The sequence below is a fragment of the Paenibacillus sp. FSL R7-0333 genome, assembly GCF_038000365.1.
GTDB lineage: Bacteria > Bacillota > Bacilli > Paenibacillales > Paenibacillaceae > Paenibacillus_AQ > Paenibacillus_AQ silagei.
Genome location: NZ_JBBOBZ010000001.1, coordinates 3,041,156 through 3,066,923 on the forward strand (window position 1 = coordinate 3,041,156; position 25,768 = coordinate 3,066,923).

Annotated in this window: 22 protein-coding genes and 1 riboswitch; of the genes, 14 read left to right on the forward strand and 8 right to left on the reverse strand. The window is 55.3% G+C overall.

Going from position 1 to position 25,768, the window contains the following annotated elements; translation table 11 throughout:
- Positions 1-640 precede the first annotated feature (640 nt).
- The 13 genes from MKY86_RS12540 (at position 641) to MKY86_RS12600 (ending at position 16,786) form a co-directional block, all read left to right on the forward strand.
- The gene (locus MKY86_RS12540) at positions 641-1,852 is read left to right on the forward strand and encodes an MFS transporter (RefSeq protein ID WP_143803519.1); all 1,212 of its coding nucleotides are present in this window, start codon (positions 641-643) and stop codon (positions 1,850-1,852) included.
- 116 nt (positions 1,853-1,968) lie between these two features.
- Entirely contained in the window at positions 1,969-3,036 is a 1,068-nt protein-coding gene (locus MKY86_RS12545; protein ID WP_076074548.1) for a fatty acid desaturase, read from the forward strand.
- A 167-nt stretch (positions 3,037-3,203) separates the two neighbouring features.
- The gene (locus MKY86_RS12550) at positions 3,204-4,343 is read left to right on the forward strand and encodes a sensor histidine kinase (protein WP_076074551.1); all 1,140 of its coding nucleotides are present in this window, start codon (positions 3,204-3,206) and stop codon (positions 4,341-4,343) included.
- Positions 4,340-4,942, forward strand: a complete 603-nt coding sequence (locus tag MKY86_RS12555) for a response regulator transcription factor (protein ID WP_076074553.1) — start codon at positions 4,340-4,342, stop codon at positions 4,940-4,942. Before MKY86_RS12550 ends, MKY86_RS12555 begins: the two co-directional genes overlap by 4 nt.
- 321 nt (positions 4,943-5,263) lie before the next feature.
- A complete protein-coding gene (locus MKY86_RS12560) occupies positions 5,264-6,709 on the forward strand; it encodes an SWIM zinc finger family protein (RefSeq protein ID WP_076074556.1) in 1,446 nt (481 codons plus the stop codon).
- Between the two features lie 49 nt (positions 6,710-6,758).
- The gene (locus MKY86_RS12565; protein ID WP_076074558.1) at positions 6,759-8,615 is read left to right on the forward strand and encodes a HEAT repeat domain-containing protein; all 1,857 of its coding nucleotides are present in this window, start codon (positions 6,759-6,761) and stop codon (positions 8,613-8,615) included.
- Between the two features lie 83 nt (positions 8,616-8,698).
- Positions 8,699-9,802: an AAA family ATPase gene (locus MKY86_RS12570; protein WP_076074576.1), complete on the forward strand. Its 1,104-nt coding sequence runs from the start codon at positions 8,699-8,701 to the stop codon at positions 9,800-9,802.
- Complete coding sequence (locus tag MKY86_RS12575; protein WP_076074592.1) at positions 9,799-12,144, forward strand: DUF5682 family protein; 2,346 nt, start codon at positions 9,799-9,801, stop codon at positions 12,142-12,144. Before MKY86_RS12570 ends, MKY86_RS12575 begins: the two co-directional genes overlap by 4 nt.
- Positions 12,145-13,398 (forward strand): VWA domain-containing protein, encoded by a 1,254-nt coding sequence (locus MKY86_RS12580; protein WP_083684376.1) that lies wholly within the window; start codon positions 12,145-12,147, stop codon positions 13,396-13,398.
- A 123-nt stretch (positions 13,399-13,521) separates the two neighbouring features.
- Positions 13,522-14,607 carry an aspartate-semialdehyde dehydrogenase gene (gene asd, locus MKY86_RS12585; RefSeq protein ID WP_076074596.1) on the forward strand — a complete coding sequence of 362 codons (1,086 nt, stop codon included), beginning with the start codon at positions 13,522-13,524 and terminating at the stop codon, positions 14,605-14,607.
- 147 nt (positions 14,608-14,754) lie between these two features.
- Positions 14,755-14,940 carry a DUF3934 family protein gene (locus MKY86_RS12590; protein WP_036729188.1) on the forward strand — a complete coding sequence of 62 codons (186 nt, stop codon included), beginning with the start codon at positions 14,755-14,757 and terminating at the stop codon, positions 14,938-14,940.
- Between the two features lie 116 nt (positions 14,941-15,056).
- Positions 15,057-15,752, forward strand: a complete 696-nt coding sequence (locus tag MKY86_RS12595) for a pseudouridine synthase (RefSeq protein WP_076074599.1) — start codon at positions 15,057-15,059, stop codon at positions 15,750-15,752.
- A gap of 95 nt (positions 15,753-15,847) precedes the next feature.
- The gene (locus MKY86_RS12600) at positions 15,848-16,786 is read left to right on the forward strand and encodes a hypothetical protein (protein WP_076074601.1); all 939 of its coding nucleotides are present in this window, start codon (positions 15,848-15,850) and stop codon (positions 16,784-16,786) included.
- Between the two features lie 92 nt (positions 16,787-16,878).
- Here the strand turns inward: MKY86_RS12600 and MKY86_RS12605 are convergent, their stop codons facing one another.
- Positions 16,879-18,687: an ABC transporter ATP-binding protein gene (locus MKY86_RS12605; protein ID WP_076074604.1), complete on the reverse strand. Its 1,809-nt coding sequence runs from the start codon at positions 18,685-18,687 to the stop codon at positions 16,879-16,881.
- Between the two features lie 198 nt (positions 18,688-18,885).
- Between MKY86_RS12605 and MKY86_RS12610 the strand changes: the two genes are divergently transcribed.
- Positions 18,886-19,458: a GNAT family N-acetyltransferase gene (locus MKY86_RS12610; protein ID WP_076074607.1), complete on the forward strand. Its 573-nt coding sequence runs from the start codon at positions 18,886-18,888 to the stop codon at positions 19,456-19,458.
- A 344-nt stretch (positions 19,459-19,802) separates the two neighbouring features.
- On the opposite strand, the gene thiE is transcribed toward MKY86_RS12610, so the two are convergent.
- From thiE to MKY86_RS12645, 7 genes are all read right to left on the reverse strand, one after another.
- Positions 19,803-20,468, reverse strand: coding sequence for a thiamine phosphate synthase (gene thiE / locus MKY86_RS12615; RefSeq protein WP_076074609.1), 666 nt, complete (start codon positions 20,466-20,468; stop codon positions 19,803-19,805).
- Positions 20,465-21,292: a bifunctional hydroxymethylpyrimidine kinase/phosphomethylpyrimidine kinase gene (gene thiD, locus MKY86_RS12620; protein ID WP_076074612.1), complete on the reverse strand. Its 828-nt coding sequence runs from the start codon at positions 21,290-21,292 to the stop codon at positions 20,465-20,467. The genes thiE and thiD overlap by 4 nt, the downstream gene beginning before the upstream one ends.
- A 26-nt stretch (positions 21,293-21,318) precedes the next feature.
- The gene (gene thiM, locus MKY86_RS12625) at positions 21,319-22,125 is read right to left on the reverse strand and encodes a hydroxyethylthiazole kinase (protein ID WP_340827805.1); all 807 of its coding nucleotides are present in this window, start codon (positions 22,123-22,125) and stop codon (positions 21,319-21,321) included.
- Positions 22,126-22,143: 18 nt separating this feature from the next.
- Positions 22,144-23,238 (reverse strand): ABC transporter substrate-binding protein, encoded by a 1,095-nt coding sequence (locus MKY86_RS12630; RefSeq protein ID WP_083684379.1) that lies wholly within the window; start codon positions 23,236-23,238, stop codon positions 22,144-22,146.
- The gene (locus tag MKY86_RS12635; RefSeq protein WP_076074617.1) at positions 23,235-24,011 is read right to left on the reverse strand and encodes an ABC transporter permease; all 777 of its coding nucleotides are present in this window, start codon (positions 24,009-24,011) and stop codon (positions 23,235-23,237) included. The genes MKY86_RS12630 and MKY86_RS12635 overlap by 4 nt, the downstream gene beginning before the upstream one ends.
- Positions 23,992-24,762 (reverse strand): ABC transporter ATP-binding protein, encoded by a 771-nt coding sequence (locus tag MKY86_RS12640; RefSeq protein ID WP_076074925.1) that lies wholly within the window; start codon positions 24,760-24,762, stop codon positions 23,992-23,994. Before MKY86_RS12640 ends, MKY86_RS12635 begins: the two co-directional genes overlap by 20 nt.
- 134 nt (positions 24,763-24,896) lie before the next feature.
- Positions 24,897-24,999: riboswitch (TPP riboswitch) on the reverse strand.
- A gap of 66 nt (positions 25,000-25,065) precedes the next feature.
- Positions 25,066-25,722, reverse strand: a complete 657-nt coding sequence (locus MKY86_RS12645; RefSeq protein ID WP_076074620.1) for a TetR/AcrR family transcriptional regulator — start codon at positions 25,720-25,722, stop codon at positions 25,066-25,068.
- Positions 25,723-25,768 lie beyond the last annotated feature (46 nt).

The window sequence follows — 25,768 nt, forward strand, 5'->3', positions numbered from 1 at the left end:
AAGAAGCTGAGTAAACGCAGGATATACATAAAGGCCGGATAAGGAATCGGCCTAAGAGTCTGAGCAACTAAGAATCTAAGCACCTAAGCTAGTGGGTGCTTTTTTTGTCGTTCAAGGCGTTAATGCTGATTAATTTGCTACATCCTTGAAGAGTGGGATTAATCAAGAAATCTGGTGACGGGCAGCGGCCGGAAGTCCAAATGCTCACCGCAGTGACGGCGAAGCTTCAAGTTCAAAACTTAAGTGCGTCTTATATAAGTGGAAAAACTCCAACTCTTTCAGCCGAAATCTTTGGAACCGGTGAAGCAGTTGGATAAACGACACTTACTGGAAGCGAAATTGGAGCTTTAGCGGAATGGGGTCGAATTAGATGACAAAAATCCACTTAATCTTCTTGCGGAAAGAAAAACGGATTTATTAAGTGTATAAAATCCAACTAAGGTGGCGAACAGGGGCTGCTTTTCGTTCATCATTACTGCTTCTGTATTGGAACGATTAATCATGCTACTATAAGTAATTAATAGACGAATGATAATATTATCCTTAAATATATAGACAAATAAATAAAGCATCTATATATTAATATACAGATTAGATCTTTATCTATTTAGAATATATTCAAATGATGGAGGATGTTAACGTGTTAAGTAACAAGTATGTACGGACGATTATGCTGTCAAATGTGCTATTGCAGCTCGGGGTGTGGGTGCGGAATTTTGCGATTCTGCTGTATGTGACGGAGATTACGCACAATGATCCTTATTATGTCTCGCTCATTTCGGTGGCTGAATACGGCCCGTTGTTTCTGTTCGCCATCATCGGGGGAACCTTCGCAGACCGCTGGCGGCCCAAACGGACCATGATCGTAAGTGATCTGCTGTCCGCTTGCTCAGTCTTTGCTGTGTTGCTGGTGGTGCTGTCGGGCTCATGGAGAACCTTACTGTTCGCAACGCTGGTATCTGCCATCCTGTCCCAGTTCTCACAGCCTTCGGCGATGAAGCTGCTTAAGCAGCATGTGCCTGAAGAGCAGCTGCAGAGTGTAATGGCCATGTTTCAGTCGCTTACAGCCTTCTTCATGGTCATTGGACCGGTGATCGGCACCTTCATCTATAGTCATTACGGCATTGAGGTCTCACTTGCTGTGATGGGCGGGATGTTCATCGGCTCGGCGCTCATTCTGGTCAAGCTGCCCGCTGAACGGAGGGAGGAGACCGGACAGGCCCGCAGCGGGTTCCTGGCGGAGATGATATCCGGACTGAATTATGTGCGTGCAAGCCGGGTACTGAAGAACCTTGGAGTAACGTTTGCCTTCGCCGGGCTTGCCGCCGGACTGGTTCAGCCGCTGGGTGTCTTCATCATTATGGAGAATCTGGGCAGAGACAAAGGCTTCCTGCAGTGGGTGATGATGGCGAATGGAGCGGCGATGCTGCTGGGTGGAATGTTTATTATGAGTAAAGGCAAAACTATGAAGCCGCAGACAATGTTATCCCTAGGCCTGCTGATCAGTGCGGCAGGAACGGTAGGGGTAGGCTGGTCGCATCACACAGCGCTCACGCTGGTGCTCCAGACGGTTAGCGGATTCTTTTACCCTTGTATTCATATCGGTATCAATACCCTGCTGCTCCGTCACACAGAGACTGCTTATATGGGCAGGGTGGGCGGCATTATGGGGCCGATGTTCATGGGCTTCATGGTGATCGGAATGTCTGTAGCCGGCTACGCCAAAGGCACGCTCTCCCTATCCGCAGTCTTCACCGGCAGCGGCATACTGTTCCTGATTGCGGTGCTGATTCTGCTGCCGCTGCTCAGAACGAAGGAGGCGGGCAGACAAGCACTCCAGAGCCGACTATGACATTTGTCATATAGCAGAGTTGATATTTATGACTTACGGGGATGACACTTCTTTCTTTATACTGGAAATATAAGAAGTATCCTTGAATGGATGCATCCGAGGAGGAACCGATCCCGATGACCAACAACCAGATACCCCAGCTCTCTACATTGAAGAAAAGCGTAGCACCTTACGAGAAAACAGACCTCAACACGAGCATAAAACAGCTCATTAATACGCTTGGGCCCCTGGTGCTATTATGGACCGCTGCTTACTTAAGCTTATCCGTGTCCTACTGGCTGACGCTGCTGTTCGCTATTCCGGCTGCCGGCTTTGTCATCCGCACCTTTATTATTTTTCATGACTGCTGTCATGGGTCGTTCTTCAAGAACCGCAAGGCCAATGATATTGTCGGCACCATCACCGGTGTGCTTACCCTGGTCCCTTACCGCCAGTGGAAGCACAGTCATTCGATTCATCACGCCGGAAGCAGCAATCTCGACAAAAGAGGCATCGGGGATATCTGGATCATGACGGTGGATGAATATGTGGCTGCCAAGCCGCTCCAGCGGCTCTATTACCGGATCTACCGTAACCCGCTGGTAATGTTCGTCATCGGACCGATTGCCGTATTCCTCATCCAGTACCGGTTCAATGCCAAAGGGGCAAGACGCAAGGAACGGATGAATACGTACCTGACCAATGTGTCCATTGTGGGTCTATATGCTGGAATTATTCTGCTCATAGGCTGGCAGGCGTTCCTGCTGGTACAGCTGCCGATTGTGTTCGTATCCGGCTTCCTCGGCATCTGGCTGTTCTATGTACAGCACCAGTTCGAACATACTTACTTCGAGCATGATGAAGAGTGGAGCTACGTGAACGCCGCTGTAGAAGGAAGCTCTTACTATAAGCTGCCGAAGCTGCTACAATGGATTACCGGCAATATCGGATTTCACCATGTGCATCACTTGAGTCCGAAGGTGCCGAATTATAATCTGGAATTGGCTCACAATGCCAGCCCGCCTTTGCAAAAGGCAACCACCATTACACTCAGCACCAGTCTCGAAGCGCTGAAATACCGTCTTTGGGATGAAGAGCATAAGGTCTTCCTCAGCTTCAAGCAGTTGAAGCAGCGCTTGCGGAAGAGTGAGCCTGCCGTGAAAGAGGGGCTGAAGGTAATCAAACCGGGGTTCCAGAGCGAATAGAAGCGGTAACATGATAACATGCAGAAAGACAGATCCGGGGAGCAGGATGCCGGGTCTGGTCTTTCTTTTTTAGAATACACACAGGTTGTTTCGAAGGAAGTTGCCGGTCGGAGGCTGGTTTATGTTAAAATGGGGGTATAAACTTGCTGGCAAAAAGGATGGCTAACATGCAGAAGTGGCATCATATTTTTCATAAAAGTACGGGACTGAGCCCTTATGTATGGGTTGTTTTTTACATTCTTCCGTTCTATTTCATCTTCCGATCCTCCTCGGCGGACCGCTGGGTGTATGGCATCCTGATGATTATGGTCTTCTTCGCCTGCTACGTGCTGTCGTTTAAGTCCAAGGGCTGGGTGGTCTATTTCTGGACCAGTGTGCAGATGATAGTTTCTGTTACGATGACGCTGCTGTTCGGGTACATGTACTTTGCGCTGTTTCTGGCTTTTTTTATCGGGAATATTCAGAAAAGAGCGGCCTTCTTCACCCTCTATCCGATCCATCTGCTGACAACTATTGTAGCGATTAACTATGAGCTGATTATGCGCAATCCCGTATTCCTCTCGCAGCTGCCGTTCGTGCTGGTCAGTATCATTGCTGTGGTGCTGCTTCCGGTCACAACGTATAACCGCAATAGGCACGATAAGCTGGAGGAACAGCTGGAGGATGCCAATAAACGGATCTCCGAGCTGGGCATTATGGAAGAGCGTCAGCGGATCTCCCGGGATCTGCATGATACGCTGGGACAACGCCTGTCACTGATCGGACTGAAGAGTGACCTGGCCGGCAAGCTGATCAGCAAGAATCCGGCACAGGCCATGATCGAAATTAACGATGTCCGCGTAACCGCCCGCAGCGCGCTTAAGGAAGTCCGGGAGATGATCACACAGATGCGGGGCATCCGGGTTGAAGATGAGCTGGTGCGCATCCGGCAATTCCTCCAGGCGGCGGAGATCGGTTATATACTGGAGGGTGATCCCGTTCTGACCAATACCTCGCTGATTACCGAGAATGTGCTGAGCATGTGCATGAAGGAGGCGGTAACCAACGTGGTGAAGCATAGCGGTGCTTCGCTGTGCCGGATACAGATTGAATCTTCACGGACCGATCTGGTCATCAAGGTGAAGGACAACGGCGGAGGGATTGAGGGGACCAAGCTGTATCATAAGGGGCATGGCCTGCAGGGAATGCGGGAGCGGCTTGAGTTCGTGAACGGTTCGATGGAAGTGATCCAGGATGAAGGAACTACACTAGTGATTAAGGTGCCGAATGCGTCGCAGCAGCCGGACATGGAGGTGAACGCGCAATGATATCCATCGTGATAGCCGAAGACCAGCGGATGCTGCTGGGAGCGCTGTCGGCGCTGCTGGATCTGGAGGAAGACATGAGGGTGGTCGGCAAGGCGGGCAACGGGGAAGAGGCTGTGAAGCTGGTGAAGCAGCTACAGCCGGATATCTGTATTATGGATATTGAGATGCCGGCTATGACGGGCCTGGAAGCGGCAGAAGCCCTGAAGGGGGCAGGCTGCAAAATCATGATTCTGACCACGTTTGCCCGGGCAGGGTACTTCGAGCGTGCGGTCAAGGCCGGAGTGGATGCCTATCTGCTTAAGGACAGTCCCAGCGAGGAGCTGGCGCTGTCGATCCGCAGTGTCATGGACGGCAAACGGATGTATGCGCCGGAGCTGATGGATGAAGCCTACAGCAAGGAAGCGAATCCGCTGACCGAGCGGGAGAAGGAAGTGCTGGGGCTGATTGCCGACGGCAAGAATACGAAGGAGATCGCCAGCCAGCTCTACATCACCACCGGAACGGTCCGCAACTATATCTCGGTCATTCTGGACAAGCTGGATGTGGGCAACCGGATCGAGGCGATTACGCGGTTTAAGGAGAAGGGCTGGTTCAAATAAAATATCCCTGCGGGGAAGCAGGAACGGCAGCTGTCTTTTAGGAGGGCTGGCCGTTTTTTTGTTCGACTTTTGTTCGATTATAGAGTGTACATAAACCGCTTAGAACGGAGCTTGACCAGAAGCGAATCTAGGACCTATCACCCATTTTTCATCTGAAAGCGGTTACTCTATTGGATCGGACGCTAAGATTTGCTAAAATAAATGCAAACATATGATCCTATTTGTAGTCGTTTCATGTGAAGCTGGGTAATAAATACTTGTGCCCCGTATGCACGTTCATTCATTCTGCTTACATCCTAATTCAGCCGGGAGGAATCTAATTTGCCAGAGCTAACATCCACGTACGTCGATTCACTTGCACCCAATGCTGCTGCGATCAAGAACGGCCAGGGGCTGGTCCGCAAAAAGAGCTTTGTGGAGCTCCATCAGTCGGAGAACGGAGAGCTATTATTCGGAAAATGTGCCGGAAGCGGCAAAACGCCCTATGAGTGCTCAGTGGACTTCATCACACCAGACAGCCCGGTCTTCCGCTGCAGCTGCCCCAGCCGCCAATTCCCCTGCAAGCACGCACTAGGTCTGCTGTATGCCTATACCGAAGGCCAGACGTTCACACCTGCCCCGGTTCCCGAAGATATCGCATCGAAGCGCGAGAAGGCGGAGAAGCGGGAAGAGAACAAGGTGAAGCAGGCGGCTGAAGGAGCAGACCCCAAGCCGAAGAAGGTTAACAAATCCGCCTTGAAGAAAAAAATCAACGCGCAGCTCGAAGGGCTTGATCTGCTGGAAAAGCTGGTGCTCTCCTTCGTACGCAGCGGCCTGTCCACGATTGACAAGTCTGCGGCCAAGACGCTTCAGGGGCATGTGAAGCAGCTCGGGAACTATTATTTGTCCGGTGCCCAGATTGAGCTGCGCCGCTTCGCGAATCTGATGTTCAGCGGCAAGGATCAGGAGCAGAACTATACATATGCGGTGGAGCAGCTGACACGGCTACACGCATTTATCAAGAAGGGCCGGACGTATCTGCTGGCCCGGAGCGAGGACCCGGAGCTGGCGCTGGATCATGAATCCACCATTGATGAATGGCTGGGCCATGCCTGGCAGCTTAGCGAGTTGAAGGAATACGGGCTGGTAAAAGAGGGGGCAGAGCTGCTGCAGTTATCCTTCTACAGCTACAACGATGCGGCCCGCCAGGAGTTCGTAGACCTTGGCTTTTGGCTGGATCTCTCTGCGGAAGCCGGGGAGATCCGCCGGACCTTTAACTACCGCCCTTACAAGGCGGCGAAGCTGATGCGCGAGGAAGACAGCTTCTTCGACATTGCCGTGGTTCCACAGCTGTACACCTATCCCGGGGATATGAATGCCCGGATTAGATACGAGTCCATGTCTTCAAGACCGGTGCAAGGCACGGATCTTGAGCGGGCGGCCGCCAAGGCTCACCGTTCATATTCGGAGGTCTTCAAGAAGGTGAAGAACCAGATCAAGAACCCGCTGAGCGGCAAGCAGCCGGTCATGCTGCTGCATGCCGCAGCTCTGGGCGTCACAGAGAACGGCCAGTATGTTATGACTGACGGGGAAGGAACAAGGCTCCTTCTGGAGGATATTCCGTCGATGCCGCAGGGCACAGTGGAACTGCTGCCGTTCCTTCCGGCAGGCGCCCGCGAAGATTGTACAGTTCTGGTCATGTTCGAGCATGACCTGGACCAGGGACGTCTGCGTGCCCAGCCGCTAAGTGTCATTAAGGACGAAGAGATCGTTCGTCTGCTGTACTAGAGTAATTCAACATTATCCACAAACCTTTATTCATATGGGAGGACAATCCATGAGCACAGCGTTATTGCAGGAGCTGCATCAGGAATACAGAAGACTGTATATTGCCGGAAGTGAGCTGGCGGCCGGAGATTTCCGCCTGAAGCGGCTGCTTCCGCAATTTCAGCAGCTAGGCGAGCGGTCACCGGTCTTTAAGAAGCTAGGCGAGGGAATCACGGCACTGATTGAACCGGGGAGCCCGGACGGTCCTGCCCCGGGCATTCAATTGCAGGAGAATACCCTGCTGCTGGAGTCCGTTCTGTATACTCAGGGAACGACAACCGTGGATGGAACTCCCGGACCCTTGCCGGTTCGGAAGTTCACCCTGCAGACGAATCAGACTTACCGGAAGCTTGCGCCTGTGCTGGAAGCACTCACCACTACCGGAAGCGGCAGATATGAGATTGTAGTGGATGCGTATAAGGATGGGGTCTTCCAGGATCTGCGATTGCTGCCGCTGGCGGTCTCTGCGCTGAACGACCCGTATGCGGAGCTGGCGGAATATGCGATGAATCATATTCTCCCGTCCTACGGGCCGGTCATTGCCAGCCACCTGCTGGAGAGTCTTAATCTCTCAGGGGGAAGAAGTGAGGTCCGCAAACTGGAGGTAATCTGGAAGGTCGGTGCAGACGAATACCTGGATAAGATCTTCCACGCTGCCGAGAGTGGAAGTGAGGAGGTCCGCGCTGCAGCCATCAGATGCCTGGGCGGTTATGAACAATTCACGCCCAACCTGCTGGAGTGGTCCACGGACAAGAAGAAAGCCATCCGCGAAGCGGCCTATGCGGCGCTGGCGGCAGGCGGTACGTTACAGGGAGGGGAACGGCTGGTTGAGGCATTCATCCAGAAGAAGGACCGCGAGATTCTGGGCAGAGTGCTGGCGGACGGGCATTCCGCAGAGGTGAGTGCCCGTCTGGCGGCATTATTCATGGAAGAGCTGCAGGCAGCCCCGCAGAAAAATGACGGCGTGAAGCTGACAGACAAGATATGGAATGAGCTTCTTCCCTTCCTTACCGCTCTTCGCCGGGTACGGAGTCCGCAGCTGGATGAAATCTACAGCTATATCCTTCAAGAGTATCCCCGGTTCTCGTCACTGGGCTGGATTCCGCTTTTGGATCACGCAGCCTTGTATAAAGAGAAAACTCCTGACGGTGCTGCTCTGGCAGAGCTTGCAGAGCTGGAGAAGCGGAGCGTGCGTTTCCTGCCGCATTATTTCCATGCCGCCCAGCAGTCTATAAGTCCGAAGGAGCTATTCGACCGGTTCGCCGGCGGAACCTTCTTGGATAAACTCAAAGCACTTGTGGGTAAGGAGGCCAAGGATGCGGCTCAGCGCTCCCAGCTGCTGATTAATACCATTGAGGATCAGGTTGTGGATATCCGCCGGAGGAATTATGAAGTAGAGTGGGATGCAGCGGGAATCAGACAGCCTTACAGCAGGGAGATGCTTCCGGCTCAGGAGATTGCCGCAGCTTGGGACCCCCGCTGGCTGGACTGGTTCATCCAGCACAATGCTGTGAATCTGGCCAGTGCCTTTGCCCGGCCGGGTCACAAGGGCGTGCGGAACTTTCTGGTTGATAAGCTGCAGGACCTGTCCAAACGCCGTGCCAGTGATTTCATTCCCAACATCTTCAAGGGACTGGAAAGGGCCGGGATGCCTGAGCCGGAGCGTCTGGAACTGTTGATGAGTGCCCTGGAGACTAAGAGTCCTCATAACCCGTATACCTTCGAATTGTATATATTTAAAATGATGGAGCGCTTCCCTGCCAGCTATGCCAGCCGTGTGGAAGCGGTTATTCCCAACTATAGATATGAATGCAAGCAGCAGCTGGAATATGTGCTGGACAGCCTGCGGAGTGCCAAGAATACCTGACCCTTATAACAGCTACCCTGTTCCTCGAAGCCATACATTCTTAACTTTAGGTTTTCACAAAACAGTTGCAAGGAGAGGTGTACATGTCAACAGAACAAGATCAGCTTCAGGATTACATGCGTCTGCCTGCCGAAATCCTTTATCAGGATGAGCTGGAGGCTCTGCGCAAGGAGGACACCGGGCGTATTCCAGCCGGATGGCAGATGTCCCCGCGTTCAGTTCTCACGTTCATTACTGGCGGCAAGGCGGGCAAGACCGTGATTACCCCCAAATATATCGGGAACACCCGGCTGATCGAGATGGCGGTTGCCACACTGGTCACCGACCGGGCACTGCTGCTGATCGGAGAGCCGGGCACGGCGAAATCCTGGCTGTCCGAGAATCTGGCGGCGGCAATCTATGGCAACTCAGGCATGGTTGTTCAGGGGACAGCGGGAACAAGCGAAGAGCATGTACGCTATTCCTGGAACTATGCCATGCTCCTGGCGAACGGTCCAACGCCGGAAGCGCTGGTCAAGAGCCCGATTATGCGGGCGATGGAGGACGGCGGCATTGCCCGGTTCGAGGAAATCTCCCGCTGTGCCTCCGAGGTACAGGACGCGCTGATCTCGATTCTGTCGGAGAAGACGATCTCCGTGCCGGAGCTGGGCAAGGAGACCAGTGCCCGCAAGGGCTTCTCGATTATTGCCACTGCAAATACCCGGGACCGCGGAGTCAATGAGATGTCCGCTGCCCTGAAGCGGCGCTTCAATATCATTGTGCTGCCTGCGCCATCGGACCTTGAGACGGAGCTGTCCATTGTGAAGAAGCGTGTCGGCGAGATTGCCTCCTCCTATGAGCTGCAGGCTGCTGTTCCGGCGGATGAAGCGCTGCTTAAGGTGGTCACGATCTTCCGCGAGCTGCGCAGCGGCATGACGCTCGACAAGAAGGAGAAGGTGAAGACTCCAGCCGGTGTAATCTCCACGGCAGAAGCCATCTCGCTGCTGACGAACAGCATGGCTCTGGCGGCAAGCTTCGGGAGCGGAGAACTGACCGACGAGGATCTGGCAGCGGGACTCCAAGGGGCGATCGTCAAGGATGACGACAAGGATAAGCTGGTGTGGAAGGAATATCTGGATAATGTAATGAAGAAAAAAGGAGCGGACTGGCGCGGACTCTATCAAGCCTGCAAGGAGATGAACGAGTGAGCAGGGCAGCGGTTGCCGGCGTTCATGTCTTCGGAGTCCGGCATCTGTCTCCGGGCGGTGCCAGGCATGTCCTGGAATATTTGAACGAGCTGCAGCCGACCGCCGTGCTGATTGAGGGGCCGAGTGATGCAAGCGGAGAGATCCGTCATTTAACCCATGCGGTAACGAAGCCGCCGGTAGCTATTCTGGCCTTCACCGAGGATCTGCCCGTACGGACGGTACTCTGGCCATTCGCTGTGTATTCCCCGGAATATCAGGGGATGAAATGGGCGCAGGAGCATGGAGCACAGGCAGAGTTCATCGACCTGCCTTCCTCTGTAACGTTGGGGCTGCAGGACGCGTTACGGCAGGATGCCGGCGGACGCCCGGAGCAGAAGCCTGTGGCTGAAGAACAGGGGGAGCCGGCGGAAGAGGAAGTCAGTGAGCCGGAGTCCGTATACAGCCGGATTGCCCGGCTTGCCGGTGAGCATGACTATGATATGTACTGGGAGCGTAATTACGAGCATAACGCCAGCGGCGGCGCATACCGCGCCGCGATTCTGGCCTTCTCTGCCCAGATGCGGGAGCTGTCGGAGTCCACGGAGCGTGCAGAGCAGCCGCGGGAATATGCTTATAACGCGTTGCGCGAATCTTATATGAGGCGGAGAATTAAGCTCAAGATTGAAGAAGGGCATCTGCCGGAGAAGATTGTTGTGATCTGCGGTGCATACCACGCCGCCGCACTGGCTGATCTCTCGGAGGGGATGAGCGATACGGAGCTTGCGTCATTGCCTTCACGCTCTACCAAGCTGACGCTGATGCCGTATTCCTACTATAAGCTCTCCACCATGTCGGGTTACGGTGCGGGCAACGCGGCTCCGCACTACTTCCAGATGATGTGGGAGCTGATGGCCTCAGGCCGCGCTGAGGAGCTGCCCCATCTCTATCTCTCCTCTGTGGCCCGGATGGTGCGCAGAGCAGGGACACACCGCTCCACGGCCGAAGTGATTGAAGCGGTGCGGCTGGCAGAGTCGCTGGCGGCGCTGCACGGCGGAAGCGCACCTACGCTGCGCGATCTGCGCGATGCCGCACAGACCTTGCTCGGCCACGGTGATCTGGCCGTTATCGCCGATTCGCTGGCCCGGGTGGATGTCGGTACGAATATCGGCAGGCTGGCCGATGGCGTCAGCCAGACGCCGATTCAGGATGACCTGAACCGGCTGCTGAAGCGCTACAAGCTGGAGAAGTACAGATCGACTGTAGCCAGCGACCTGACGCTGGATCTGCGCGAGAACCGCCGGGTGTCAAGCAGTGAAGCGGCTTATCTCGATCTGCACCGCTCGGTGCTGTTCCACCGGCTGGAGCTGCTCGGCATCCACTTCGCCCGGAATGTGCCGAGCGGCCAGTCCGGGGCGACCTGGGCGGAGCACTGGATACTCCAGTGGGCGCCGGAGGTAGAGATTGAGATCGTGGAGTCTACACTGCTGGGCGAGACCATTGAGGTGGCGGCAGCCTACGTGCTGCGCGAGAAGCTGCTGGAATGCAGCTCTATCGCTGAGGCCTCTGCGCTGATTGTCACCGCCTGCGAATGTGCCATGACCACGCAGATGGAGGAGAGCAGCCGCGTGCTGCAGCGCCTTGCGGTGGATAGCCGCGATGTCGTCTCTATTGCCACAGCGGCCAGAGAGCTGGCCAAGATCATCGGTTATGGCGACATCCGCAAGGTGGATACGGCCCCGTTCGTACCGCTGCTGGAGGAGCTGTTCCGCCGGGGCTGCCTGTTCCTGCTGGATGCCAGCGGCTGCAATGATGAAGCGGCGGCGCTGATGATAAGTGCAATGAATGACCTGAACAACATCTCGCAGGAGCATAGCGAGATTGCGGATACAGCGCTGTGGCTGCAGGAGCTGCTGCAGCTGGCGCAGCGGGATGACCGCAACCCGCGGCTGTCGGGCTTCGCCTGCGCGATCCTGATGGAGCGTGGAGCCATCCCTGCCGGGGAGGTAGCGGCGGAAGTGTCGCGCCGCTTGTCTCCGGGGATACCGGCAGACCTCGGGGCAGGCTGGTTCGAAGGGTTGTCCATGCGTAACCGCTATGGTCTGCTGTCGCGAATGAGCCTGTGGGAGCAGCTAAATGACTATATCAACGCCTTGGAGGATGAGGAATTCAAGCGTGCGCTGGTCTTCCTGCGCCGGGCGTTCAGCACCTTCTCCCCGCGTGAGAAGACGATGATCGCTGAGCTGCTGGGTGAGCTGTGGGGCGTGAACACAGAGCAGGCCGCTGAGATTCTGACAGGAGAACTGAAGGAGGAGGAAGCCAAAATGCTGGATGATCTGAATGATTTTGACTTCGGGGATCTGTAGATGGGTGAAGAAGAGCTGAAGGAAGAGCTGAAGGAAGAGCTGAAGGAAGATAATCAGAACGGTGCCCTTACACGCTGGCGGCTGATTCTGGGGCAGGAAGCGGAAGAGGCCTTGCCCGGCTACGGTCAAGGCAGCGGCCGGACGCTAAGTGAGGAAGAGCTGATTATGGATGCGGCACTGGCGGCTATCTATAATGAGACAGGCGCAGGCAAGGCAGAAGGGAGTGCCGCTGCCGCATCGAAGGGCAGAGGTGCAGGCTCGGGACATGCTGCGGTTAACCTGTCCAAGTGGCTCGGAGATGTGCGGAATTTCTTCCCGGAGGATGTGGTCTCGGTCATTCAGACGGATGCGATGGAGCGTAAGGGCTGGAAGCAGCTGCTCTTCGAGCCGGAGCTGCTGGCGGCAGTGAAGCCGGATATCCAGCTGGTGGGTACGCTGCTGGCACTCAAGGGCAAAATCCCGGAGAAAACCAAAGAAACCGCAAGGATGCTGGTCCAGGCGCTTGTGGATGAGCTGGTCAAGCTGCTGGAGACCGATATCCGCCGTGCGGTTACTGGAGCGCTTAACAAGCGGCAGCATTCCCCTTTGCCTTCACTAAGCGGGCTGGACTGGAAACGGACGATCGAGCGCAATCTGAAGCATTATGATGCGGAGCGGCGGATGATTATCCCCGAGCGCTTCTTCTATTTCGACCGGGCCCGCCGCAGCAAGGAATGGACGGTCATTGTGGATATTGACCAGAGCGGCTCGATGGCCAGCTCTGTGATCTGGGCGTCGGTGATCGGCTCGATCTTCGCCAGTATCCCGGCGCTGAACACGCGTGTCGTTGCTTTTGACACCGAGGTGGTAGACTTGACGGAGCAATGTGCGAATGATCCTGTTGACATGCTCTTCGGCATCCAGCTCGGGGGCGGCACGGATATTCATAAGTCGGTGAAGTATTGCGAGCAGTTCATCGAGGAGCCGAAGAAGACGCTATTCATTATCGTATCGGATCTGTACGAGAACGGTAATCAGGCCGGTCTGGTCCGGCGGATGCGCGAGCTGCGGGAATCCGGGGTGCGGACGATGACGCTGCTGGCCCTCTCCGATGAGGGGAAGCCTTCCTATGATGAACGGCTTGCCGCTCAGCTCGCCCGTGACGGAACCCCTTGCTTCGCCTGTACTCCGGCACTGCTGCCTGTCCTGGTGGAAGGGGCACTGAAGGGCCAGGAGCTGGGTGAATTGGCGAAGCGGCTGGGGATGACGCGGTAATTTTAGTAGAAGAGGAAACACTTACTTTATAATCACATATTGTGTAACATGCCGCTATCATTTATAATCGGTTATTAAAAAGCGCCTTTCGCTAGGCGCTGCTTGAAAGGAAATGAATTTCTTATGTCGAGGAAGCTCAGAGCGGGTATTGTTGGCGGTACCGGTATGGTCGGCCAGCGTTTCATTGCACTTTTGGAGAATCATCCATGGTTTCAGGTAACGGCGATTGCGGCGAGCGCGAATTCAGCCGGCAAGTCCTATGAGGAGTCTGTTCAAGGCAGATGGAAGCTCTCCACCCCTATGCCAGAAGCAGTCAAAGGCATTATGGTTCAAGACGCCTCCAAGGTAGAGGAAGTGGCTGCGGATGTGGATCTGATCTTCTGCGCCGTAGATATGAAGAAGGAAGAGATCAAGGCGCTGGAAGAAGCTTATGCGCGTACCGGAACTCCGGTGATCTCCAACAATTCGGCACACCGCTGGACACCTGATGTTCCGATGGTGATTCCCGAGATCAATCCGGAGCATCTGGAGGTTATCGCCCAGCAGCGCAAACGTCTGGGGACAGAGACCGGCTTCATCGCCGTGAAACCGAACTGTTCCATTCAGAGCTATATGCCTACTCTGAATGCACTTCATGAGTTCAAGCCTTCTAAGGTGGTTGTAACCACTTATCAGGCGATTTCAGGTGCAGGCAAGACCTTCGCGGACTGGCCGGATATGGTAGATAACGTGATTCCTTTCATCGGCGGGGAAGAAGAGAAGAGCGAGCAGGAGCCGCTGCGGATCTGGGGTAAGGTAACCAGTGAAGGGATCGTACCAAGCGAGCAGCCGGTAATCACCACACAGTGTATCCGTGTACCTGTTGCTGACGGCCATATGGCGGCTGTCTTTGCTTCCTTTGAGCAGAAGCCTTCCCGCGAGGAGATTCTGGAACGCTGGAACAGCTTCCAGGGGCGTCCGCAGCAGCTCGGTCTGCCGAGTGCTCCTAAGCAGTTCATCACGTATTTTGAGGAAGAGAACCGTCCGCAGACCCGTCTGGACCGCGACATTGAGAACGGCATGGGCATCTCTGCAGGACGCCTGCGCGAGGATTCACTGTACGATTACAAATTCGTCAGCCTGTCCCACAATACGGTGAGAGGCGCTGCCGGCGGTGCGGTACTGATCGCCGAATTGCTTAAGGCCGAAGGATATATTCAGCCTAAATAAGCCACTCTATGCTCTTGGATAGATACCTGTTATGCAGCCTGCCGGAGGCTCTCCGCGCAGGCTGTTTGCAGTTGGACCTGACAATCCGCCCGAAATAATGGTAAGATAGAGTAATGTACGACGAAAACTGAATATTGACGGAGTGATATTGTGGCAAAAAGTAAAGGCGGCGGCACAGGTAGAGGAACAGGCAGCAAGGGCTGGACCCGCTGGAATAAGACGGCAAAACCCGTGAAGCCGGCCCGAAGCGGCCCTCCCGGAAGCCCAGGTGCCAAAGGAGCCAAACCGGCTAAGAGCAGCAGCGGCAGCAACAAAACCGGAGGCGCTAAATAAGCGGACATCTGCCCATTGATAATTACCAAATATAAGGGTTATAGGTTGGAGGCAACATCTGATGGCTATGTGAATCAGGTGTTCTTTCATATGTAGGACCTGAAAGCGGGTACTTCATGAGAATTAACAAATATATCAGTGAGACCGGTGTCTATCCGCGCAGAGAGACGAACCGGCTGATTGCCGCCGGAAGGATCACGATTAACGGGCAGGTCTGTACGCCTGGAGCAAGCGTGGAGCCTGGAGATACGGTAGCTGTAGACGGAATTACTGTGACTCCAGACCGGGAGGAGCGGGTCTACCTGGCGCTGAACAAGCCGGTAGGCATTACCTGTACAGCCGCCCGGCATGTGGAAGGGAATATAGTAGATTATATCAACTATCCATCCCGGATTTTTGCCGTCGGCAGATTGGACAAGCACTCGGAAGGGCTGATTCTGCTGACCAATGACGGGTCGATTGTCAACCGGATGATGCGTTCCGAGCATAGTCATGAGAAGGAATACCGGGTGAGCGTGGATAAGCCGGTCACGGAAGACTTTTTGGCGGAGATGTCAGCGGGTGTAGATATTCTGGAGACCCGGACCAAGCCATGCCTCACCCGGCGGATCTCGGATCAGGAGTTCATGATTATTCTGACCCAAGGGCTGAATCTGCAGATCCGCCGGATGTGCAAGGCGCTGGGCTACCGTGTGCTCCGCCTGGAGCGGATACGGATTATGCATATCACGCTCAGCGGTCTTCCGCAAGGGCAGTGGAGACGGCTGACGGAGGAAGAGCTCGCAGAGCTTCATGCCAGACTGGAAGGTTAGCCGCAGCTCACATACCAATGCAGGCTTCCGAAGCGGGCTCCCGGACGGGTATACAGGAAGTCATGCTACCACGACACGACATTTAGGAGGATTACATGCGGATTATAAGCTTATTGATAGCCTTAGCGATCATAGCGGGTTGCTCAAGAACAGGGGATGGCAGATCAGCAGATCCGTCTGCAGCGCCAACCGCTTCCCCGGCAGCCGATCTCTCAGCAGCACCGGGAGGGCATCAGGAGGAAGACGCGGCTGCCGCAGCGCTTGCGGAAGTGTCCCCTGAGATTGCAGATGAGTATTCGGGATTCGTACATATGGATGCGGTTCAGTTGAACGGGCAGATTTTTCAGGTGTATTACTGGAATAAGGGAGAGTTCAGCTATACACAGTTCGCCATCGTTAAGGAGGGCAAAATGGTCTTTGACAGCAAGAAGGCCGGGCTTACCCTGGAAGGCGGCGGCATTTGGAATGAGGAGGAGCAGCTCTGGGCTGAAGCGGTGGTACAGAACAACCGGAATACCTTCTTGTTCAGTCTGATGGATAACCGTCCGTCGTACGCGTCTATTGTGGTAGAGGAGATTGACGGAACGATGCAGGTAACCGTTAACGATCTGTTCAGCGTGAATTATGAGGATGTGGATCAGGACGGGAGCGAGGATCTGCTGGCCAGTCCTTATCCGGGCCAATCCCCCCTGGGTCCGGCGCTGATGGGCATTTACCAGCTGGAAGGGACGAATTATGTGCCGGATAAGCTGCTTACCAAGCGATATGCGGACGATCAGCTTCAGCTCAGTGAGCAGGAGTATAAAAACAATCCGTCCGAGCAGACGTTAGAGCAGCTGCTGAACGCCTACCTGATTCTCGGGAAGCGTAGTATCGCACTGACACGGTTCGAAGAGTTCCATGAGTGGGCTGGACAGCTTGCCGGTGACGGCGGGTATGTGGACGAATATCAACGGCTGCTGCGCAGCACGGACACGGCAGAACAAATCAGCGGCTGGATGGACAAGCTGAAGCCGCTGCGTACTACGCGATAAGCCGGACTGATCGCGGACAGGAAGAGAAGGGATTCCCAGAGCAGGTGATGCTGCTCCGGGAATCCCTTTTTATGTGCGGCCGCGCTATTGGCTTATGAATCTTCCCGCTGAAACTGCTTGTTGTACAAATCACGGTATACCCCATTCTCTGCCAGCAGGGAAGCGTGCGGCCCCGACTCCACAATTCTGCCGTCCTGAACAACCAGAATATTGTCGGCTGCCATGATGGTGGAGAGACGGTGGGCGATGACCATGCTGGTCTTGCCCCGCAGCAATTCATGCATGGCTTGCTGGATGTAATATTCCGATACCGTGTCCAGCGACGAGGTGGCCTCGTCCATAATGATGATGGGCGGATTCTTGAGCAGCACGCGCGCGATGGACATCCGCTGCTTTTCACCGCCGGACAGCTTGAATCCCCGGTTGCCGACAACCGTGTTGTAGCCCTCAGGCAGCTTCAGAATGAAATCATGAATAAAAGCAGCTTCGCAGGCGGCCGTCAGCTCGGCTTCCGTGGCTTCAGCGTTGGCATAGAGCAGATTCTCGCGGATCGTCCCGTTGAATAGGTACGTGTCCTGGGTGACTAGGCCAATCTGTGAGCGAAGCGAATGCAGCGTGAACTCGCGGATGTTCTTGCCGCCGATACGGATCACGCCTGAATCCAGTTCATAGAGCCGGGGAATCAGGTTGGTAATGGTGGTTTTGCCTGCTCCGCTGGGTCCGACCAGGGCAGTCAGTGATCCGGCGGCTGCCGTGAAGGAGATCCCGCTCAGAGCGGGCTTGTCCGGGGCGTAGGCGAAATTCACCTGCTCGAAGACGATGTCTTGTCCCTCAACCCGGCTTGGAAGAGCCAGCTTAGCATCCACAATCAGCGGGTCCATATCAAAATAGTCAAAAATCCGTTCAAACAGCGCCACCGAACGGTTCACATCCACATAGAGATTGGTCATCTGCATAACCGGAAGATACAATCTGCTCAGTAGTGCCACGAAGGTGATAATTGCTCCAATGCTTAGCTCTCCCTGGATGAATAAATAACCCCCGTACAGATAAATCAGCATCGGCCCGATACTGGTGAAGGTGGTAAGGACCAGCATAAACCAGCGGCCGGCCATCGATTCGCGGATTTGCAGCCGTGTTGCTTGGGCGTTTACGGTCTGGAAGCTTGCCAGCGCGGTGTCCTCTCTGGTGAACAGCTTCATAAGCATGTACCCGCTGAGGCTGAGCGTCTCTTCAATGATCTGATTCTGCTCCGAGATCTTCTCCTGCGTCTCTTTGGCCAGCTTCCAGCGGACATTGCCCATTTTGCGGGTCGGCACGATGAATAAGGGAATGACGAGGATGCCTAGCAGCGCAAGCTTCCAGTTCATGATGAACAGGGTTACCGCCGTGGAAATCAGAATGAACAGATTGCTGGCACAATTGACGATGGTGCTGTTGAAGACGCCCTGAATTCCGGCAATGTCACTGGTCATCCGGGTAATGACCTCGCCTTGCTTGACGCCTGAGTAGAACTGCAGCGGCATGCTCTGCAGATGGCGGTACATCTGGTTTTTCATATCATGGACAATATTCTGGGAGATAAAAGAGTTCAAATAATTCTGCAGCACGCCGAGCAGTCCTGACACAACCGTTGTAGCCAGCGAGGCGGCAACCAGCAGGAAGAGCAGCTGCAGATTCTTGTCCGGGAGCGCCCGGTCAATGATCTGCTGAATCAGGATAGGAGGGAGCAGCCCCAGCACTGCGGAGATGCACAGCACGGTCATCACCAGCAGCGTCTGCTTCCAGTACGGAGCGAAATATTTGACGATGCGTAATAGCAGCGCTTTGGATATATCCGGCTTCGCCTCCTCCTCATCGAACTTTAATTTGCCAGGCCCGAAGCCTCCTCCGGGTCCCATGGCTCTGAAGCCTCTCGACAATAGGGTCACCAGCTTTGCTTGAATTTTTAGGATGCGATATATGTAAAAATAATCCGGCGCAGGGTCTGACATGGGCATTATACGCCTGGATTATCCGGATGTAAATGCTATACTGGATAGGCTGGCATGAACCGTATAACGAGGTTGTAGTCCTAAGACTGGGAGGAGAGGAACAGAATGATTATTGATGCTCAGGGATATGAAAATAAAGGGCTTCGCTACATGGTGAGATCCGCCGCGCCGCAGGATGCCCCGCAGTTGTCCGCGCTGAGGCTGAAGATCGACGGGGAGACGGAGAATTTAGACCGGGTCCAGGGGGAAGGGTTCATCGACCCGGAGGGCTTCCGGTCGCTTATAGCGGCGGATACGGCCAGCGGCACGAACCTGTTCCTGGTTGCCGAGGTTCAGGACAGGCTGGCCGGCTTCGCCAGATGTCAAGGAAGTCCGCTCCGCAGGCTGGCCCATCAGGCCGAGTTCGGAGTCGGGGTGCTGCAGGAGTTCTGGGGATACGGAATCGGCAGGAGCCTGCTGGAGCAGTCTATCATCTGGGCGGATACCATCAGCCTGGAGAAGCTGAGCTTGAAGGTTCTGGAGAGAAATGACAAGGCGATCCGGCTCTATGAGAGCCTTGGCTTCGAGGTTGAGGGTGTCCTGCGCAGAGACAAGCGGCTGGCAGACGGACAATTCTATTCTACTATTGTTATGGGCAGATTACGCGGGGACAGAGGGGGTAGCGTAAGCCAAATGTAATCGGAAAACCAATCATAATTGGACTGGACGCGCCACGTAGGCCGAATGTAATCGAAAAACCGATCATAATTGGATTGGGCGCGCCACGTAGGCCAGATGTAATCGGAAAACCGATCATAATTGGACTGGATGCGCCGCGTAGGCGAAATCTAATCGGAAAACCGATCATAATTGGATTGGGCGCGCCACGTAAGCTGAATGTAATCGGAAAACCGATCATAATGTGCGTGCGCCCTGGTTAACGCCATATGTCGCCACAAAGCAGACGGATGGAAAAGTGAGGTACTCCTATGCGTGGCATGAGGCACCCGCATTGTTCCACCCGCAGCGTGCCTGGTTTGAAATTATGAAGAAGGAGCAGTGACGAGCTGAGAGAATCTCCGCGTAGACTCGCGTATATCCTCAGCTCCGGCAATGGCCGAGATGATGGAGAGACCATCCGCACCCGCCCGGATGACCGGTGGGGCATTCTCCAGGCTGATGCCGCCGATTCCCACCACAGGAATGCTCAGGCCGCTTCGTCTTAGCTCTTCAATGACAGTAGTTCCCCGGACGGCCTGGGCATCATCCTTGGACGAAGTAGGATAGACAGGACCGACTCCGAGATAATCGGCGCCGTCCGCGATAGCCTGCCGGGCTTCCGTCAGATTATGTGCGGAGACTCCGATGATCTTATGCTTACCGAGCTGCTCCCGGATTAACCGGGCAGGCAGGTCATCCTGGCCGACATGAATGCCATCGGCATCCAGCGCAGCGGCAAGCTCCAGATCATCGTTCACGATGAACGGGATGTTATAGGCCCGGCATATCTGCCGGAGCTGTTGCCCGAGACGGAGCAGTGCGGCGCCTTTGAGCGCAGCAGGACCCTTTTCCCGGAACTGGAACAGAGTGATGCCCCCAGCGGCAGCAGCGGTTAAAGTGTCCTCCGGTGAGAGGCGGCAGTTCACACTGCCCATAATGAAGTACAGCTTCAGCAGTCTGCGCATATCCTCGCTGTCAATCCGTGTCATAGCGTTAACCCCCTTGATTTCATCCGGTTCCCATAAGCAAAATGATTCGTCGGCCCTTGCCCGGCCCCGATGTTCAGACTATCCTCAATCGCCGCTTGAATGAAGGCCTTGGCGGTAAGGACGGCTTCAGGCATGGAATGGCCCAGCGCAAGACCTGCCGTAACCGCAGCCGAGAAGGTGCAGCCAGTCCCGTGAGTATGCTTCGTCGCAATCCGCGGGCTGGACATATACTGGAATTCCCGTCCGTCATAGAGCAGATCCACTGCCTCATCTCCTGAGGGGTCATGTCCGCCCTTTAAGATAATGTACTCGGGTCCCATCTGATGAAGCAGTCTTGCCGCCTGTTCCCGGTCTTCCCGGCCCTGAATCTTCATACCTGTCAGCATCTCTGCTTCAGGAAGATTGGGGGTGATGGCAAGCGAGAGAGGAAGCAGGCTTGTAATCAGCGCCTGTATTGCCTCCTGGAGCAGCAGCTGTGAGCCGCCCTTGGCGACCATGACCGGATCGATTACCAGCTTCTGCTGCCAGCCGTACTGCTGCACTTTACCGGCAACCACGCGGATAATCTCACTGCTGAACAGCATCCCTGTCTTAATGGCATCCGGCGGCAGATCACTGCCGATCGAATCCAACTGGGCTGCAACGGTCTCCGGCTCGATCGGAAAGACTCCCTGGACACCTAGTGTATTCTGGGCGGTGAGTGCAGTAAGTGCAGACATGCCGTACACTCCCAGCTCCTGAAACGTCTTCAAATCCGCCTGAATTCCGGCCCCGCCGCCGCTGTCAGAGCCGGCAATGGTCAACGCTTTGCGTATGCTAGTCATCTTGTTCTCTCCTTTGGCTGTACGGTCTAGGCTTCGGCGAGCAGCTTCAGCCGTGAGCGGCTGCTGTATTGCTCCGGGGTCACTAGTGACAATTGATTCAGAAACCCAATCTGGAAGCTGCCCGGACCTTGGGCTTCAGCCGCCTCAGCGGCAAGCTCTGCTGCCACGCCGTAGAAGGAGAGGGCCTCGGCAGCCGCCTCAAGCACCTCCCCGCCGCTTACGGCAAGAAATGCACCCACCACCGCACTGAGTAGGCAGCCGGTTCCGGTCACCCGGGTGAGGATGGAGTGTCCGTTGCTGGCGATATAAGTGCGCTTGCCGTCTGTGATGATGTCTTCCTTGCCGGTGATAATCACGACACAGTTCAGCTTCTGCGCCGCCTTATTGGCTAGAGCAATTACATCGCCTTCGCCTGCTCCGGCATCTACGCCTTTGCTGGCCCAGCTCTCCCCGGCCACATTGGCAACCTCGGCCACATTGCCGCGCAGGGCAGTAAGCTGAAGCTCACGGAGCAGCCCCGCCGTAACATCCGTGCGGTAGGCGGTAGCACCGGCTCCAACGGGATCAAGCACGAGCGGTACATGGTGGCGGTTCGCAGCCTTTCCGGCTTCGATCATGGAAGCAATGGCAGCTTCATTCAGTGTACCGATGTTCAGCACAACCGCGCCGGACATGGCGGCGACATCGGCTACTTCTTCGATGGCATCGGCCATGAACGGCGAAGCTCCCAGGGCCAGAAGCCCATTAGCTGTGAAGTTAGCGACTACGATATTCGTGATATTATGCACCAGTGGGTTCGCTTGGCGTACTTTGGACAGATAAGACATATGAATTCCTCCTGTAGGTATAATTTAAAAATTAATAAAAGCATTCTTAACATCCACTTCGGCAGCCAGCAGACCGTTCTCGCTCAGCCACTGGTTCACCTTCTCCCATGATGCGCTGTCCTGATAGCCGAAGGGCTGGGAACCGGCATCCATCAGCGGCAGCAGGATCTCCAGACTGCGCTGTTCAATGGCTTCATCCAGCGGTGCGGTATCCTCCTGATGGGCGAGCAGCAGCTTCAGCGCTTCATCCGGGTGATCGGCTACATACTGCTGGCCTTTTCTGATGGCATCCACGAATTTCTGATAAAAGCCCTGTGAATCCTGCAGTCCCTGCTCACTGGCGACCAGCACCAGCTCATAATAATCCGGGACCCCGTAATCCACGGGATTGAAGGAGCGGACCAGATGGCCTTCCTGCTCCAGAATCAGCTGCTCATGGTTGATGAACCCGCCCATAATGCCATCCACCCGTCCGGTGGAGAGAGCAGGGATCAGCTCATAGCCGACATCCACCAGCTTGAGGGAGGAAGGGTCCCCGCCGTCGCTTTTGACCATCGTGTTCAGCATGGCTTCATACAACGGGACGGAGGAATATCCGGCCTGCTTGCCGGACAGCTCTCCGGGGCGGGTAATGCCGCTGTCTGCGGCTACCATGAGATGATTCAGCGGATGACGCACCAGCGCGGCAATCGACTTGACTGGAATCTGCTCACCCTGTGCCATCAGCACCTGGGGCTGATAACTGAGTGCCAGATCCACCTTCCCCGCAGCAACAAGCTTCAGCGCATCATTGGTATCGGCCGGCATCTGAATCTCAACCTCCAGACCTTCCTCAGCGAAATAGCCTTCAGCCTCTGCCGCATACAAAAAGGAGTGGACAGCATTGGGATACCAATCGAGCATAATCGTCAGCTTATGGGCCCCGCCTTTAGCCCCGGTCCCAGCCCCGGCCTCAGAGGTAGAGGGTGCAGCAGCCGGGGAGCCGGAGGCCGCCGGATTGTCCGTATTGGCGCAGCCTGCCAGGACAGGCAGCATACATAGCAGCAGAGCGGGCAGCAGCAGCTTGACTGGCTTTGATATTCCACTCAACAGATAACGGAAATAGCGGATAGTAGTCATGAATAACGTCCTCTTTTCTTCAGAATAATCTTCTCCAGCGCGGCGACTGCCAGAAACAGCAGGATACCGAGTAGAGATAATAAGACAACAGCGGCGAACATCTTGGCACTCTGCAGATTCCCGGCCATTCTGCGGCTGAAATAGCCCAGCCCCTGGCTGCCCCCTAGCCATTCCCCGATGGTTGCACCGATCACACAGTACACAGCCGACAGCTTCAGTCCGGAGAAAAAAGAGGGCAAAGCCAGCGGAACGCTCACCTTCCCGAGAATCTGCCAGCGGTTCGCGCCATAGGTCAGCAGCAGCTCCCGGTAGGCGTCCGTGTTCTTGGACAACCCGTCATAGGTGCCGATGACCACCGGGAAGAAAGCGGTTAGGAAGACAACGGCGACCTTACTCCATAGGGTGTAGCCGAACCACATGATGAACAGGGGAGAGAGCGCGATCAGCGGAACCGTCTGGCTGATAATCAGCAGCGGGTACAGCGCCTTGGCCAGCGGACGGAACAGGTGCATGGCGATTCCCAGCAGGCTGCCGCAGACCACGGATAGTGCGAAGCCTGTGAGCACTTCAAGCAGTGTGGCGGGCAGATGTACCCCGAACAATAGATGGCGGTCTTCCATCAATGCCATCCACACCGCAGACGGAGCCGGAAGGATGAAGGGAGGAACCAGGCCCAGCCGGGCTACAGTCTCCCAGACTGCAAGCGTCAGCAGGGCGAGCAGGGCAGCCGGACCGTAATGCTGGAGCAATCTTCTAGGAGCGGCGGTTCTCATATAGCTTCAGCTCCAATTCCTGGCGCAGGGCGGCGAACTGCGGTTCATAGTTCAGACTGTGATGACGCGGACGGGGGAGACCGGCTGGGAATTCCTGCATCCCGCTGCCGCCACTGCCCGTCATTAGATAGATTCTGTCACTGAGCAAGAGTGCCTCCTCCAGGTCATGGGTGATGAACAGCACCGTCTTGTCCAGCTCTGCCCATAACTCCAGCAACCAGCGCTGCAGCGAACGCTTGGTAATGGCATCAAGCGCCCCGAACGGCTCATCGAGCAGCAGCAGATCATTCCCCGCCGCCACGGTGCGGAGGACCGCCACGCGCTGGCGCATCCCGCCGGACAGCTCCTGGGGATAAGCCCCTTCGGTTCCCTCAAGGCCGAAGCGTTGCAGCAGGGTACGGATCTCGGCCACAGCGGCCGCTTTGGGACGGCTGCGCTTGAGTTCCCAAGGCAGCAGACAATTGTCCAGCACGGTGCGCCAAGGCAGGAGGAGATCCTGCTGCGGCATGTAGGCCACACTGCCCAGCCTCTTCGCTGCTGCCGCGGACTCGGCTCCGTTCAGCGTAATCCTGCCTTTGTCCGGCTCCAGCAGGCCGGCGATGATTTTGAACAAGGTGCTTTTGCCGCATCCGCTTCCGCCTACGACAGAAATGAATTCGCCGCGCTGCACATTCATGGATAGCCCTGAGAAGACTGGGGTCCGGGACGAACCCGTCCCGAAAGCATAGGATAGATTGCTAATGTTGATCATAAGACTATGTACGAAACCTCCCGGATTGATTGATATAGATATTGTGTTGAGCACAAAAAAGCCCCATTCATTCCCGGAGGCAATGAATGGGGCGGAAGGTACAGTCGGCTGCGGCCCTGTGACGGGAACCACTGATACATTCTGCTCCACTTCCCTCCGCTGGTATGATCCAGATCAGGTTCAAAGGGTCCGGAGCTTAAGCTCCGTCTCAGTCGGCCGACTCCCCTAGTGAATAATGTTGCTATTGAATTCGTAATTGCTACTTAATATACCACAAATTCTTCTCTTGTAAAGAGCAGATGCTCAGCGCTTCGCCAGACCGGTCACGAACAAGGTGACGATGCCCCGGGAGATGTCCAGCTTGGAGGAATGGTGCCGCTTCTGCTCATACAGGTACAGATCGGGGCTGAGAACAGAGATTAAGGCCGTGGCGGCAAAGGCAGGATCAATGTCAATAATCTCACCGCCCTCCGCAGCACGCTGCAGCAGCTCAGTCATCATCACCCCCAGCCGCTGAAAAAAAGGATGCTCAAACTGGGTCAGCTGCTTCTTGCCGGTGAACTCGGCTTTGATCATATTCAGCAGCTCAGCATACTGCTCAATGAAATCGGCAATCTGCTCAATGCTGCTCTGTAGCTGAGCGAGAGCCGGAGCTTCACCGGCACTTGCAGCCACCTGCTGCTCCAGCCCGGACAGGAATTGATCTGCGCTGCCCTTCAGCAGTGCAGAACAGATCTCACCCTTGTCCGTGAAGCGGCGGTACAGGGAGCCTTGCCCTATGCCTGCCCGCTTGGCAATGCTGTACATGCTGACTGCCTCAAGTCCGCTCTCGGTGAACAACTGGCGGGCAGCTTCAAGAATCCGCTGTACATAAGGATCGGCGGACTCGGGCGGAGCAGATTCTATGGCTTGCGGAGCTGAGCGCGGGAGCTGTGCAGCATCGGTGTCTGGCTTTTTCATGAGTACCCCTTTCAGAAAAGAATTGACACATCGGACAATTGTCCGT